This is a genomic window from Saccharopolyspora sp. NPDC045839 (assembly GCF_056431645.1).
On sequence record NZ_JBWKKH010000002.1, the window covers coordinates 500,796 to 514,872 of the forward strand.

Sequence of the window (14,077 nt, forward strand, 5' to 3'; positions counted from 1 at the left end):
CATCAATCTCCTCACGGCTCGGCCCACACGACGGCGGTCGCGCCCGCGATCTCCATCACGGTGACCGTCTGGCCCGCCTCGATAACCTGGGTTTCGTCGAACGCCCGCGCCGACCACAGCGCCCCCTCGATGCGCACCTGGCCACCATGCGCGTCCACAGTGGATTCCACCAGCGCGTGCTTGCCGACCAGGGCGTCCACATTGGTCTTGAGCTCGTGCGGCAGTCGCAGCCGGCGCTTCAACGCGGGCCGCGCCAGGAAGATCAACCCCAGTCCCAGCACCGCGAACACCACCGCGTCCACCGGCAGCGGCGCCCCCAGCGCCGAAGCGCCGGCGGCACCCAGTGCCGCGGCGCCGAGCATCACCAGGACGAATTCCCCGGAAAGCACCTCGGCACCGATCAGCAGTACCCCGGCGATGAGCCAAAGCAGTGCGGGCGTCATGTCACCCATGGTGACAGACGCCGCGAGAGCGGGAATGGCGGAATCGCCCGACGTGATCAACGCGTGATGTCATCGGCCACGCTCGGCTCAGCTCGGCTCGGTGACGAAGTCGATGAGCCGCTCGACCGCGCCGAGCAGCGGCGTCTCGACGTCCCGGAAGCCCGACACCGAAGACAGGACCCGCCGCCACCCGTCGGCCGGTTCGCCCCAGCCCAGCTCGGCGCAGACGCCCTGCTTCCAGTCCGTCCCGCGCGGCACCCGGGGCCAGCCGGGGATGCCCAGCACCTGGGGCTTGACCGCCTCCCAGATGTCGACGAACGGGTGGCCGGTGATCAGCACGTCCGGGTCGTCGATGCCCTCGACGAGGCGGGACTCCTTGCTGCCGGGCACCAGGTGGTCCACCAGCACGCCGACCCGCCGCCCCGGCTCGGGCGCGAACTCCGCCAGCAGCCCGGGCAGGTCGTCGACGCCGTGCAGCGGCTCCACGACCACACCCTCCACCCGCAGGTCATGCCCCCAGATCCGCTCGACGAGCTCGGCGTCGTGCTGACCCTCCACCCAGATCCGGCTGCCACGCGCGGTGCGCGCCCGCAGTCCTTCGACGCGCACCGACCCGGACGCCGACTGCTTCGGCTTCGCGGGCGCGCCGCCGCGCACCGGCACCAGCGTCGCCGGCTTCCCCTCGAACAGGAACGCGGCCGGCCGCATCGGGAACAACCGCTGCTTGCCGTGCCGGTCCTCCAGCACGACGGTGTCCTTCTCCACCCGCAGCACCGCGCCGCAGAACCCGCTGGCCGGGTCCTCGACGACCAGGCCGGGTTCGGCGGGGATCTCGGGCACCTTCCGCCGCCGCGGGCCCGCGAGGATGTCCTTGCCGTAGTTGACCGAACGCACGAGGCGTCACGTTAATCCGATCGGGGACAACATGGTCGGCGGCGCGCCGCCGCAGCGCAGATCACAGTCACAGCCCCCGGGACGACACGACCCGGATCCGGTCCGTACCCTCTCTCGACGTGCCTTGCCCAAGCGCCACGATGGTTGTCTGGACGTCCGCCTGGCTGCACGGTGCAGCCGCCTCGGACGACATGCTCGATGCCCTGCAGACCTGGGCCGAGTCGCAGGAAGTGCTCGCCGCCGACGAGGAACTGGCCGCGCGGCTGGACCTCCCCGGCCCCCAGGAGACCCCGGCCGGTCCGGCGCTGCTGCTCGCCGCCCTGCGCAAAGCCGGCGCCGGCGACGGCCAGCTGGTGCTGCCGGTGCCCGGTGATGCCCGCGGTCTCGGTGGTGCGAGCCCGTTCGCGAAGCTGGCCATGCGCGGCGGCGAGGCCGTCGTGCTGCCGCAGGCCGGGATCGGCCTGGTCCCCCAGCGCATCGCCGAAGGAATCCTGCGCTGGACGGTGTTCGGCATCGGGGACCTGCCGCCTGCCGAGCACTTGCCGATCGGCGAGGCCGAGCACGGCATGGCCTCGGCGATGCGGGAAGCGGCCACCGCGCTGATCGACCTCGGCGTCGCCAAGCACCGGCCCGGGGTCCGCGAGGAGATCGCCCAGACCATCTCGGCCCGCCCGGTGCCGCCGTGGCCCGAGGGCGTGCCTCAGCGCACCCTGCGCATCCTGCAGCGAGCCACCGAGGTGGAGGCGATCCTGTGGGTCGCCACCGACGACGCTCCTGGCGGCGCCCTGTCCGCCTCGGCGATCCGTGGCCGCACGGAGGCCCTGCGCCCGCTGTTCGACGCGGTCCGGGCGGCCCGCCGCGCGTCGGTCGCCGAAATGGTCCGCATCCTCGGCGACCACGCGGAAAAGTCCTGAACAAGACGATGGGGGTCACCTTCGCCTGAAGGTGACCCCCATCGTTTCGCCAGGTCCGGGCGTCAGCAGCCCGGGGCGCAGGGTTCGCCGTTGGCGCTGGAGCCCGCCGCCGGCAGCTCGGAGAGCTTGCGGGGCTCGGCTCCGTCGGTGTGCTCCGCGATCAGCTCGACGATCAGCTTCGCGAAGCGCGGGTCCGGCCCCGCCGTCGCCGCGCGGGCGAAGCCCATGCCCAGCTCGGCGGCCTTCTCCGCGGCCTCGTTGTCCAGGTCCCAGATCACCTCGAGGTGGTCGGAGACGAAGCCGATCGGGCTGACCACCACCGCCTGGACGCCCTTGGCGTGCAGGTCGTCGAGGTGGTCGCAGATGTCCGGCTCCAGCCACGGCACCTGCGGCGGGCCCGACCGCGACTGCCACACCAGGTCGTAGGCGTCCACCCCGGCCGCCTCGGCGACCAGCCGCGACGCCTCCGCGACCTGGCGGGAGTACCACTGCGGGCGGCCGTCCGGCCCGTCCTGCGCGTCGGCCTTCAGCGGGATCGAGTGCGCGGTGAACACCAGCCGCGCCTGCTCGCGCTGCGCCGGGTCCAGCTCGGCGAACGCGCGGCGGACGGCGTCGGCGTTGGCCTCGATGAACAGCGGGTGGTCGAAGAACTGCCGGATCTTCACCAGTTCCGGCGCCCGGTCGCCGACCGCGGCGCGGGCCCGTGCGATGTCCTCGTGGTACTGCTTGCAACCCGAGTAACCGCCCCACGCGGACGTGGCGAACACCAGCGCGCGGCGCACCCCGTCGTCGGCCATCTTCGCGACGGTGTCCTCGGCCATCGGGTGCCAGTTGCGGTTCCCGAAGTACACCGGCAGCCGCCGGCCCTGCTCGGCGAGCTCGGCCTCCAGCGCGGACATGATGTCCTTGTTGAGCCGGTTGATCGGCGACACCCCGCCGAAGTGGTGGTAGTGCTCAGCGACCTCGTCGAGGCGTTCCGGCGGCACTCCCCTGCCTCTGGTCACGTTCTCCAGGAACGGCCGGACCTCATCGGGGCCTTCGGGCCCACCGAACGACAGGAACAGCAACGCATCAAAGCTCACCCGACCATGATGCCGCCGAGCGATGAGCGCCCGCAGCCGGGGGCACCGGCTGCGGGCCGCGACCGCCTCAGATGCCGAGGGCGTGCACGCCGCCGTCGACCATGATCATCGAGCCGGTGGTCGCGGGCAGCCAGTCCGACAGCACCGCGCAGACCGACTTGGCCACCGGCGTCGGGTCGTTGACGTCCCAGCCCAGCGGCGCGCGGTCGCCCCAGCCGGCCTCCAGGTCGGCGAAGCCCGGGATCGACTTGGCCGCCATCGTCCGAACCGGACCCGCCGAGACCAGGTTGACGCGGACGCCCTTGGGCCCCAGCTCGCGCGCCAGGTAGCGGGAGGTCGACTCCAGCGCGGCCTTGGCCACGCCCATCCAGTCGTAGGCCGGCCAGGCGACGCGGGCGTCGAAGTCCATGCCGACGATCGAGGCGCCCTCGGACAGCAGCGGCAGCGTCGCGGTGCTCAGCGACTTGAACGAGTACGCCGAGACCTCCAGCGCCGTCGAGACGTCCGACCACGGCGCGGCCAGGAAGTCCCCACCCAGGCAGGACGCCGGGGCGAAGCCGATGGAGTGCAGCACGCCGTCGAGCCCGTCGACGTGCTCGCGCACCCGGTCGGCGAGGCTGTCGAGGTGCTCGGCGTTGGTCACGTCCAGCTCCAGCACCGGCGCGGGCTTGGGCAGCCGGCCCGCGATGCGCTGCACCAGGCTCATCCGGCCGAACCCGGTGAGCACCACCTCGGCGCCCTGCTCCTGCGCGACCTTGGCCGCGTGGAACGCGATCGACGCGTCGGTGATCACACCGGTGACCAGAATCCGCTTGCCTTCGAGCAATCCGCTCACGTATTTCCTCCGCAATGCTTTCGTGAGGCGCCTGGGCACCTGCGACTACCGCCGGGCGCCGCCGCCGGGCGCGAGAAGACCGGATCGTCCACTGCGTCCGTCCACAGTGTTCGACCGCAGGGGGCCGGGCTCAGTGACCCATCCCGAGGCCGCCGTCGACCGGGATCACCGCGCCGGTGATGTAGGCCGCGGCGTCGGAGGCCAGCCACTCCACGGTGCCCGCGACCTCCTCGGCGGCGGCGAACCGGGCCAGCGGGATCTGGCCGAAGATCTCCTTCTTCCGCTCCTCGGACAGCGCGTCGGTCATGTCCGTGGTGACGAAGCCGGGCGCCACCACGTTGGCCGTGATGCTGCGCGAACCGAGCTCGCGGGCGATCGAGCGGGCCAGGCCCACCAGGCCCGCCTTGCTCGCCGCGTAGTTGGCCTGCCCGGCCCCACCGGAGAGCCCGACCACCGACGAGATGAAGATCATCCGGCCCCGGCGGAGGCGCAGCATGCTGCTCGCCGCCCGCTTGGCCACCCGGTAGGAACCGGCCAGGTTGGCGTCGATGACCCGGCCGAACTGGTCCTCGCTCATCCGCAGCAGCAGCGTGTCGTCGGTGATGCCCGCGTTGGCCACCAGCACCTCGACCCGGCCGTGCGCGGCCTCGACCTCGTCGAAGGCCGCGGTCACCTGATCCGGGTCGGTGACGTCGCACTGGACGCCGAACAGCCCTTCCGGGGCACCCGATCCGCGGTGGGTGACCGCGACCTTGTCCCCGGCGGCCTGGAAGGCCTTCGCGATGGCCAACCCGATGCCGCGGTTGCCGCCGGTCACCAGAACGGACCGTGCCACTGTGGATCTCCCCTCGAACAATGCCGCAAGATTCGTTTCAGCCGCGACATTATCCGCTCGACACCCACGACCGCTCATCGCCTCCATACAGAAAAAACTGGACCATGTCGTGGTCCCCCTACAGCGACGAGAGCAGGCACACTGCGCTAGGGAAACGTCGAGGACCCGATGCGGGTGGCGGAACCTCGCGGGATTCGCGGTCACCACCCGGACTCCGGGATCTCCGACTTGCGCACGACCGAACGAGGACCGGCCCGATCAGCAATCTGGGAGGCGCTTGCATGGCAACCTCAGCCGACGTCCTCGCCGCCGAACTGCGCGGCGAGCTCTCCGGCCCGGCCCGCTTCGACCCCGGCACCCGCGCGATGTACTCGACCGACGCCTCCAACTACCGCCAGGTGCCGGTCGGCGTCGTGTTCCCGCGCACCGAGGACGACGTGGCGGCGGCGGTCGCCGTCGCGCGGCGGCACGGCGTGCCGGTCACCGGACGCGGCGCGGGCACCAGCATCGCCGGGAACGCCGTGGGTCCCGGCCTGGTGCTCGACTTCTCCCGGCACCTCAACCGGATCCTGGAAGTCGACCCCGAGCGCCGGCTCGCCCGCGTGCAGCCGGGCGTCGTGCTGGATTCGCTGCGCGCGGCCGTCGCCGGTCACGGCCTCACCTTCGGGCCGGACCCGTCCACGCACAGCCGCTGCACGCTCGGCGGCATGATCGGCAACAACTCCTGCGGCACGCACTCGGTGGCCTGGGGGAAGACCGTCGACAACGTGCATTCGCTGGACGTGCTGCTCGCCGACGGCACCCGCCTGCAGGTCGGCGAGACCACGCCGGCCGAGCTCGACCGGCTGTGCTCGCGCGGCGACCGGACCGGGCGGCTCTACCAGGAGCTCAGGGCGCTGCGCGACGACACCGGCGACCTGGTCCGGCGCTCGTTCCCGGACCTCACCCGGCGGGTGTCCGGCTACAACCTGGACCAGCTGCTCCCGGAGAACGGGTTCCACCTGGCCAGGGCGCTGGTCGGCACCGAGGGCGGTTGCGCCGTGGTGCTGGGCGCGACGGTCCAGCTGGTGCCCTCGCCGCCGACCCGGGCGATGACGGTGCTCGGCTTCCCCGACACCTACGCCGCCGCCGACGAAGTGCCCCGGCTGCGCGGGCTGGACGCGCTGGCCATCGAGGGGCTCAGCGCGGAACTCGTCGATGTCGTGCGCCGGCGCAACCCGGCCTCGCCCGCGCTGCCGCTGCTGCCCGGCGGGCGCAGCTGGCTGCTGGTCGAATCCGGTGGCGCCGATCAGGGCGAGGCCGAGGCGGCGGCGCGACGCATCGCGGCGGCGATGGGCGAGCGCGCGGAGAGCGTGATCCACACCGCTCCGGCACGGATGGCGGCGCTGTGGAAGATCCGCGAGGAGGGCTCCGGGTACTCGACGCGGATGGCCGGCTCCGAGCGGTGGTCCGGCTGGGAGGACGCCGCGGTGCCGCCCGAACGACTGGGCTCCTACCTGCGGGAATTCGACTCGCTGCTGGCCTCCTACGGCCGCCGCGGGGTGACCTACGGCCACTACGGCGACGGCTGCATCCACGTCCGCATCGACTTCGACCTGCTGTCCTCGCCCGGCGCGACCGAGTACCGGAACTTCCTGGACGCCGCCGCGGACCTGGTCGTCGCCCACGGCGGCTCGGTCTCCGGGGAGCACGGCGACGGCCGGGCCCGGTCGGCGCTGCTGGCCCGGATGTACCCGCCCGAGGTGATCAAGGCGTTCGAACGGTTCAAGGCCGCCTTCGACCCGGACGACCTGCTCAATCCCGGCCAGATCGTGCGCCCGCGCCCGGTCGACGCCGACCTGCGGCTGCTGGTGGCCCCGCCCCGGCTGCCCGGCCGGACCGAGCTGGCGCTGCACGCCGACTCCGGCGACCTCGCCGCCGCGACCCGCCGCTGCGTCGGGATGGGCAAGTGCCTGAACACCACAGGTGGGGTGATGTGCCCGAGCTACCGCGTGACGAAGGAGGAGAAGCACTCCACCCGTGGTAGGGCGCACCTGCTGTTCGAGATGCTGGCCGGCCGCGTCGTCCGCCGCGGCTGGCGCTCGCCGGAGGTCCGGGACGCGCTGGACCTGTGCCTGTCGTGCAAGGGCTGCAAGTCGGACTGCCCGGTCGATGTCGACATGGCGACCTACAAGGCCGAGTTCCTGCACCACCACTACCGGCGCCGCATCCGCCCGGCCGCGCACTACTCGATGGGTTTCCTGCCGTTGTGGCTGGCCGCCGGGCACCGCGCGCCCCGGCTGGCCAACCGGGTGCTGACCGGCCCGCTGGCGCCCGCGATCAAGCGGCTCGGCGGGATCGACGCGCGGCGTGAGGTGCCGCAGCTGGCCGCGCAGACACTACAGGCGTGGTGGTCCGGCCGGCGCACGATCTCCGATCCCACCACTCCCGTAGTGCTGTTCCCGGACACCTTCACCAACCACTTCGACCCGCACATCGGCCGCGACGCCGTCGCGGCGCTCGAAACGCTCGGCCACGCCGTGGAAATGCCGCGCGAACCGGTCTGCTGTGGACTCACCTGGCATTCCACCGGGCAGCTGCGCATCGCCCGCGCCGTGACCCGCCGCACCGCCCGCCTGCTGCGCCCGCAGCTGGACCGCGGCCTGCCGGTGGTCGGCCTCGAACCCAGCTGCACGGCGTTCCTGCGCAACGATGCGCTCGAACTCGCGCCGCACGACCCGGACGTCGCCGCGCTGGCCGCCGCGACCAAGACCTTCGCCGAGCAGGTCGAGCCGACCCGCGCGCGGTGGCAGCGGGAGCCCGGGCCGGAGGCGCTGGTGCAGGTCCACTGCCACCAGCACGCCGAACTCGGCTTCGCCGCCGATCAGGCCACATTGGACGCCACCGGAACCCGTGCGCGGGTGCTGGACTCCGGCTGCTGCGGCCTGGCGGGCAACTTCGGCTTCGAACGCGGCCACTACGACGTGTCGATCGCCTGCGCCGAACAGGTCCTGCTCCCGGCCGTGCGAGCGGCCGACCCGGGCACCGAGATCGTGGCCGACGGCTTCAGCTGCCGGACCCAGCTCCGCCAGACCACCGACGCCGAACCCGTCCACCTCGCCAGCCTCGTCGCCCGCGCCCTCGGCGTTCCGTGACCGAGGGTGGCGGATGCGACACACTCGCCGGGGAATGCGCGGACGGCCACGCCGCGTTGCCCCGGTACGCCCGCAACCGCCCAGGAGGGAAAGCACATGGCAACGGTCGAGCTGACCACCGAGAACTTCGACGAGGTCGTCTCCGGCAACGAGTTCGTGATCATCGACTTCTGGGCCGACTGGTGCGGCCCGTGCAAGATGTTCGCGCCGGTCTTCGAGCGCAGCGCCGAGAAGCACGACGACATCGTCTTCGCCAAGGTGGACACCGAAGCCCAGCCGCAGCTCGCCGGGGCCTTCGAAGTCCGCTCCATCCCGACGCTGGCGATCGTCCGCGACAACGTCCTGGTCTTCCAGCAGCCCGGCGCCCTGCCGGAGAACGTCTTCGAAGACCTCATCCGCCAGGCCCGCGAACTCGACATGGAAGAAGTCCACAACAGCGCGAAGGAATGACAGCATTCGTTCGGCTCGTTCTGCGTAGCGGTGCGGGTGGCGGCCCCCCTGCGGGAGTTACAGGCGCCTTCTCGCTGTGGGATCCCCGACATCATGAATGCCAATTCACCACGTCGGGGCCGTCCTCACGAGAAGACACCTGAGAACCCGCGGCGGTGCCGGTTGCGCAGGTGGGCTAAGCGGCTCCGCCGCTTCAAAGACGTGGGTCGCTAGAAGCCTGGTTCGAAGGACTCCCCGACCGCGGTGTGCAGCACGCCCGGCATCGCGCTGATCTCCTCGACCAGCGCGGCTGCCGGCACCTTCCCGCGCAGCCGCAGCGCGACCACCGCCGTCCGCTGCTGCTGGTCGTCGGTGTCCTCGCGCTCGACCTCGAGGTCCATCACCGTCCACCCGCGGCTGGTGCACAGCGTCAGCACGCTCCGCAGCACGCCGTACCCGTCGAGGTAACCGACGCGCAGCACCTGCGGCTCCCGCAACGACTTGCGCATCAACCGCAACAGCCGCGGATAGCCCATCGCCACGAGGAAGTGCACCGCCGTCGTCGCCGCGGCCAGCAGCACCAGTCCGCTGCCGCAGGCCATGCCGATCGCGGCGACCAGCCACACCGTGGCCGCGGTCGTCAGGCCGCGCACCGCGTCCCGGCGCACGAAGATCAACCCGCCGCCGATGAACCCGATGCCCGAGACCACCTGCGCCGCCACCCGCGACGGGTCCAACGAGACCCTCTCGAACGCCAGCAGGTCACCGAAGCCGTACTTGGACACCAGTACGAACAGCGCCGCTCCGACGCCGACCAGGGCGTGCGTGCGCAGCCCGGCGCTCTTGGCCCGGACCTCCCGCTCCAGCCCGACCAGGCTGGACAGCAGCAGCGCAGTGCCCAGCTCGACGAGCAGCGGAACCTCGCCGAACCCGGCTACTACCGCATCAGACACCCATGGAACGTAACTCACCGCCGCCGCGCGGTCACGATCAGCTCGCCCGCCGCGGCCGCCGGGCCAGGTAGGCCACCGCCGGCGGCAGGTTGCGCCAGACCGTCCGGCTGATCACCGTCTCCTCGAACTCGGCCCGCAGGTCCGCGAGCTGCCGGCGGGCCGGCGGGGCCCACCGCGTCCAGGTGTAGGCGAACTGCGTGTACGCCCCGCCCGGCGCCAGCGACTCGGCGACCAGCCGGATCAGCGGCACCCCGGCCACCGGCGCGTGCGCCACCCACGGCAGCCCGCTGACCACGACGTCGGCCCGCAAGCCCCGCTCGCGCAGCAACTCCGGCAGCTCCCGGGCGTTCGCGCACACCGACTCCACCGCCGGGAACCGCTCCCCCAGTTCCGCCGCCCACCTCGGGTTGAGCTCCAGCGCCAGGTGCCGCCCGCGGCCGCCCAGGCGGCGCTGGATCGCCTCGGTGAACGCGCCGGTCCCCGGCCCCAGCTCGACGACCACCGGGTCGCCCGAGTGCGGGACCGGCGCGACCATCTGCTCGGCCAACGACCGGGAGCTGGGACCGACCGCAGCGGTCGTGGTCGGCGATTTGACGAACTCCCACAGAAAACCCGCTGCCTGGCCCACCTGCGCTCCCCCTAAGGCAACCTTCGGCCGGCGAACATCGACACCCCGGCCGCGATGATCGCGGTGAGCGTACCCAGCACCAACCACGGCTTGCTGGCATCTGTGTGCTTGGTCTCGTAGCCGATCTGCTCACCGAGCGTCGCGTACACCTCGCGCAGTTGCTCCGCGCTGGCCGCCTTGTGGAACTCGCCGCCGGAGAGCCGGGCGATCTCCTGCATCGCGTCGTCGTCGACCTCGACCCACTCCTGCTCGCCCTGGATCTCGATGCTGCCGTGCTTGGTGCCGAACGAGATCGTGGAGATCGGGATGCCGGCCTGCTTGGCCTCCTTGGCCTTCGTGTAGGCGCCGCGCGGTGCGTCCAGGTCGCGCGGGATCGTCTGCCCGCCGTCGGCCATCAGCACGATCCGCGCCGGCGGCGCCCCGGCCGGGCCGCCGACCATCTTGCCGAACGAGTCGATCGCCTGCATCGAGGCGTTGATCCCGTCGCCGGTGGCCGTCGCCTCCGCCAGCTTCAGGCTGTCGATGGCCTGCTTGACGCCGGCCCGGTCGGTCGTCGGCATCACCAGCACCGTCGCGGTGCCCGCGAAGGACACCAGCCCGAGGTTGATGCCGGGCGTCAGCTTGTCGGCGAACTCCTTCGCGGCGACCTTCGCGGCCTCCAGCCTGCTGGGCTCGACGTCGGTGGCCTTCATCGACAGGGACACGTCGATGGTGAGCATCACGGTGGCCCGGTTGCGCGGGATCCGCTGCTCGGCGGTCGGGCCGGTCAGCGCCACCGTCAGCATGATCAGCGCCACGCCCAGCAGCGCCGGCGGCACGTGCTTCCACCAGCCCTGCCGCTTCGAGGCGACCTGGTCGAGCACCTCCAGGTTGCTGAACCGCAGCGTGTCCCGGCGGCGGCGCCGCAGCGCCCACACGTAGCCGACGACCAGCGCCGCGACCACCAGCAACAGCAGGAACCACCACGGCGTGGCGAATCCCGACAAACTCAACATCAAGCAGCTCCTCCGGACCAACCCCGCTTGCGCGCAACGACGAACCGCACCACGTCGGCGATCCAGTCCGAATCCGTGCGCAGCGCCAGGTGCGCACACCCGGCGCGCCGCAGCACGGCGGCGACCTCATCGCGGTGCGCCGCCGCCGCGGCGGCGAATTCCTTGCGCAGCACCGGGGTGGTGTGCACTTCCCGCCGCTTCCCCGTTTCCGGGTCCGACAGCAGCACGGTGCCGACATCGGGCAGTTCCAGGTCGCGCGGGTCCAGCACCTCGATCGCCAGCAGCGAATGGCGGGCCCCCAGGCCGCGCAGCGCGCGCTGCCAATCCGTCGGGCCCAGGAAATCCGAGATCACCACCGCGAGCCCGCGCCGCCGAGGCGGCCGGCGCAGCGACTCCAGCAGCTTCGCGAGATCACCGCGGGTGCCTTCGGCCGCGCGCGGCGTCTCGGCCACCTTCTTCAGCAACGCCCGTGCGTACGCCGCGCCACCGCGCGCGGGCAGCCGGACCTGTCCGGTGCCGTTGTCCACCACCGCACCGATCCGGTTGCCACCGCCGCTGGTCAGGAACATGACCGCGGCCAGCGCCGCGACGGCCAGCTCCCGCTTGTCGCTGGCCGCCGAGCCGAAGTCCAGGCTCGGCGAGAGGTCCATCGCCACCCAGGTCTCCAGCTCGCGGTCGGCCACCGTCTGCCGGATGTGCGGCTCGGCGGTACGGGCGGTGACCGCCCAGTCCATCCGCCGCACGTCGTCGCCCGGCTGGTAGACCCGGGCCTCGCCGGGCTCGGAACCCGGGCCCGGCACCAGGCCCAGGTGATTGCCCTGCAACAGGCCGTCGAGGCGGCCGCGCACGCTCAGCTCCAGCGTCCGCAGCGCGACCTCCAGCTGGCCCGTGTCCAGGGCCGGCGGCGCCCATGGCGGGCGGCCGTCGCGGCCGGAATGGGATGTCGCCGACACCGCTGCGTCGCTCCTCACTGGTGCGGGTTCGGCCCGAGGTGCGGCGGCTGCTGCTGCTGCGCGTAGCCGACCGGGCCGGCCGGGCCCACCGGAGCGGGCGGGCCTGCCTGGGGCCGCGCCGACACCTGCGGCAGCGGCACGGTCTGCAGGACCCGGCTGACGATGTGCTCGACCGGGATCCCGTCGGCCAGCGCGTCGTAGGACAGCACCAGGCGGTGCCGCAGCACGTCCGGCACGACGTCCACCACGTCCTGCGGCAGCACGTAGTCACGGCCGCGGACCAGGGCCAGCGCCCGCGAGGCGGCGATGATGCCGAGGCTGGCGCGTGGCGAGGCGCCGTAGGACACCCAGCCGGCGATATCGGAGAGACCGTGCTCGTTGGGCAATCGGGTGGTCACGACCAGCCGCACGACGTAGTCGACCAGCGCGTGGTGCACGAACACTCCGGCGGCCACGTTCTGCAGGCGGATCAGCTCGTCGGGGTTGAGCACCGGGTTGGGTTCCGGCGCCGCCACTCCCATCCGGTAGATGATCTCCCGCTCCTCCTCCGCCGAGGGGTACTCGACGGGCAGCTTGAACAGGAAGCGGTCCCGCTGCGCCTCCGGCAGCGGGTAGACGCCCTCGTTCTCGATCGGGTTCTGGGTGGCCAGCACGAGGAACGGGGCGGGCATCGGGAAGCTCTGGCCGCCGATCGAGACGTGCCGCTCGGCCATGACCTCCAGCAGCGCCGACTGGACCTTCGCCGGCGCGCGGTTGATCTCGTCGGCGAGCACGAAGTTCGCCAGCACCGGGCCCAGCTCGACGTCGAAGCGCTCGCTGCCCTGCCGGTAGATCCGGGTGCCGAGGATGTCGGCGGGCACCAGGTCCGGGGTGAACTGCAGGCGGGAGAACGAGCCGCCCACGACCCGCGCGAAGGTCTCCACGGCGAGCGTCTTGGCCACGCCGGGCACGCCTTCGAGCAGGATGTGGCCCTTGGCCAGCAGCCCGGTCAGCACCCGCTCCACGAGCCGGTCCTGGCCGACGATCACCCGCTTGACCTCGAAGACGGTGCGCTCCAGCAGCTGCGCGTCCCGCGCCGGGGTGCTCACCTGGTCCGCCGGGCGCGCCGCCGCGGCTCCGGCGCCCCCGCTCTCACCGTTGCCGGCCTCGGTCACTTCTCCCAGCCTCCTGTCGTCGATGCGGCCGTTCGTGGCCGATCAAGATCCTGACACGCGCCGATCGCAGGCTCGCGCGGGGGCGATGCCCCACGCACACCCAACCGCACGCGCGGTGTGACCGCTGTTAAGCGGTTAATTTCATTCTTCACTGAAGCTATAGATATTACAATCATGCGGGCGGCGGCTCTCCCTTGATGAGCCGCTCACTCGGTTCTTCGGGTTTCGCGGGCCCGGCGGAGGTCCTCCGGGGTGTCCACATCGGACGCTTCCGCCCCGGATGCGGGAATCAGCAGTGGTGCCAACGGCGCGAAGGCGGAGCGGATCGAGCCGTTGCGCGCCTCCCCCGGCATCGCCTCCCGGAGCGCGGCGGTCCGCCACACCCCCACCAGCCATTGCGGTTCGCCCGCGTCGTCGGCCAGCACCGCGCCGGGAGCTCCGGGATCGGCGAGCAGCGCCTCCAGCAGGCGCGAGATCGTCGCCGGCTCCAGATGCGGATGATCTCCGGCGAGCACGGCGACCAGCCGCGCCGACGCCGGCAACCTCCGCAACCCGGCGTGCACACCGGCCAGCGGGCCGCCGCCCGGCGGCTCCTCCAGGGTCCACTCGACCGCCCTGGCCGTCGCCCGCTGCGGCCCGACCACGACGACCGGATCCGCCGCCGCCACGGCGTCGAGGGTGCGGTCCAGCAACGACCGGCCGCCGACCGGCAGCAAGACCTTGTCCACGCCGCCGAGCCGACGCGCCCGACCGCCCGCCAGCACGAGTGCCGCGAATTCCACCGCCACGCCGCGCAATGCTCCCAGCCGTCCGGAACCCGCGGCCAAC

General features: G+C 72.3%; 14 protein-coding genes. 3 read left to right on the forward strand and 11 right to left on the reverse strand.

The features are described 5' to 3' along the window. Positions 1-11 precede the first annotated feature (11 nt). The gene (locus AC07EQ_RS05315) at positions 12-443 is read right to left on the reverse strand and encodes an NfeD family protein (protein WP_132486117.1); all 432 of its coding nucleotides are present in this window, start codon (positions 441-443) and stop codon (positions 12-14) included. An 87-nt stretch (positions 444-530) separates the two neighbouring features. Continuing rightward, entirely contained in the window at positions 531-1,337 is an 807-nt protein-coding gene (locus AC07EQ_RS05320; RefSeq protein ID WP_478386674.1) for a DUF3097 domain-containing protein, read from the reverse strand. Between the two features lie 140 nt (positions 1,338-1,477). Here AC07EQ_RS05320 and AC07EQ_RS05325 point away from each other — a divergent pair, with 140 nt between their 5' ends. Then, complete coding sequence (locus tag AC07EQ_RS05325) at positions 1,478-2,251, forward strand: hypothetical protein (RefSeq protein WP_478386675.1); 774 nt, start codon at positions 1,478-1,480, stop codon at positions 2,249-2,251. A 62-nt stretch (positions 2,252-2,313) separates the two neighbouring features. Here the strand turns inward: AC07EQ_RS05325 and AC07EQ_RS05330 are convergent, their stop codons facing one another. The 3 genes from AC07EQ_RS05330 to fabG all read right to left on the reverse strand — a co-directional run bounded on the left by AC07EQ_RS05330 (position 2,314) and on the right by fabG (position 5,003). Beyond that, a complete protein-coding gene (locus tag AC07EQ_RS05330; protein WP_478386676.1) occupies positions 2,314-3,333 on the reverse strand; it encodes a ferrochelatase in 1,020 nt (339 codons plus the stop codon). A gap of 67 nt (positions 3,334-3,400) precedes the next feature. After that, positions 3,401-4,168 carry an enoyl-ACP reductase FabI gene (gene fabI, locus AC07EQ_RS05335; RefSeq protein ID WP_358575866.1) on the reverse strand — a complete coding sequence of 256 codons (768 nt, stop codon included), beginning with the start codon at positions 4,166-4,168 and terminating at the stop codon, positions 3,401-3,403. 130 nt (positions 4,169-4,298) lie between these two features. After that, entirely contained in the window at positions 4,299-5,003 is a 705-nt protein-coding gene (gene fabG, locus AC07EQ_RS05340) for a 3-oxoacyl-ACP reductase FabG (protein ID WP_132486125.1), read from the reverse strand. Between the two features lie 281 nt (positions 5,004-5,284). Here fabG and AC07EQ_RS05345 point away from each other — a divergent pair, with 281 nt between their 5' ends. Both AC07EQ_RS05345 and trxA read left to right on the forward strand, forming a co-directional pair. Continuing rightward, positions 5,285-8,137, forward strand: a complete 2,853-nt coding sequence (locus tag AC07EQ_RS05345) for an FAD-binding and (Fe-S)-binding domain-containing protein (RefSeq protein ID WP_478386677.1) — start codon at positions 5,285-5,287, stop codon at positions 8,135-8,137. 96 nt (positions 8,138-8,233) lie between these two features. Further along, positions 8,234-8,587 (forward strand): thioredoxin, encoded by a 354-nt coding sequence (gene trxA, locus AC07EQ_RS05350; RefSeq protein WP_478386678.1) that lies wholly within the window; start codon positions 8,234-8,236, stop codon positions 8,585-8,587. A 209-nt stretch (positions 8,588-8,796) separates the two neighbouring features. Here the strand turns inward: trxA and AC07EQ_RS05355 are convergent, their stop codons facing one another. The 6 genes from AC07EQ_RS05355 to mobA all read right to left on the reverse strand — a co-directional run bounded on the left by AC07EQ_RS05355 (position 8,797) and on the right by mobA (position 14,037). After that, positions 8,797-9,519: an MgtC/SapB family protein gene (locus tag AC07EQ_RS05355; RefSeq protein WP_478386679.1), complete on the reverse strand. Its 723-nt coding sequence runs from the start codon at positions 9,517-9,519 to the stop codon at positions 8,797-8,799. Between the two features lie 37 nt (positions 9,520-9,556). Next, positions 9,557-10,147, reverse strand: coding sequence for a class I SAM-dependent methyltransferase (locus AC07EQ_RS05360; protein WP_478386680.1), 591 nt, complete (start codon positions 10,145-10,147; stop codon positions 9,557-9,559). Between the two features lie 11 nt (positions 10,148-10,158). Beyond that, the gene (locus AC07EQ_RS05365; protein ID WP_397525911.1) at positions 10,159-11,139 is read right to left on the reverse strand and encodes a VWA domain-containing protein; all 981 of its coding nucleotides are present in this window, start codon (positions 11,137-11,139) and stop codon (positions 10,159-10,161) included. A gap of 2 nt (positions 11,140-11,141) precedes the next feature. Beyond that, positions 11,142-12,095, reverse strand: coding sequence for a DUF58 domain-containing protein (locus AC07EQ_RS05370; RefSeq protein WP_358575870.1), 954 nt, complete (start codon positions 12,093-12,095; stop codon positions 11,142-11,144). Between the two features lie 14 nt (positions 12,096-12,109). After that, positions 12,110-13,249, reverse strand: a complete 1,140-nt coding sequence (locus AC07EQ_RS05375; protein WP_478386681.1) for an AAA family ATPase — start codon at positions 13,247-13,249, stop codon at positions 12,110-12,112. A gap of 206 nt (positions 13,250-13,455) precedes the next feature. Beyond that, positions 13,456-14,037, reverse strand: coding sequence for a molybdenum cofactor guanylyltransferase (gene mobA, locus AC07EQ_RS05380; RefSeq protein ID WP_478386682.1), 582 nt, complete (start codon positions 14,035-14,037; stop codon positions 13,456-13,458). Positions 14,038-14,077: the final 40 nt, after the last annotated feature.

Excerpts from the sequence above, each read along its gene's own strand:
- AC07EQ_RS05325 (WP_478386675.1), top strand. The coding sequence starts at position 1,478 with ATGGTTGTCTGGACGTCCGCCTGGCTGCACGGTGCAGCCGCCTCGGAC.
- trxA (WP_478386678.1), top strand. The coding sequence starts at position 8,234 with ATGGCAACGGTCGAGCTGACCACCGAGAACTTCGACGAGGTCGTCTCC.
- AC07EQ_RS05345 (WP_478386677.1), top strand. The coding sequence starts at position 5,285 with ATGGCAACCTCAGCCGACGTCCTCGCCGCCGAACTGCGCGGCGAGCTC.
- AC07EQ_RS05315 (WP_132486117.1), bottom strand. The coding sequence starts at position 443 with ATGACGCCCGCACTGCTTTGGCTCATCGCCGGGGTACTGCTGATCGGT.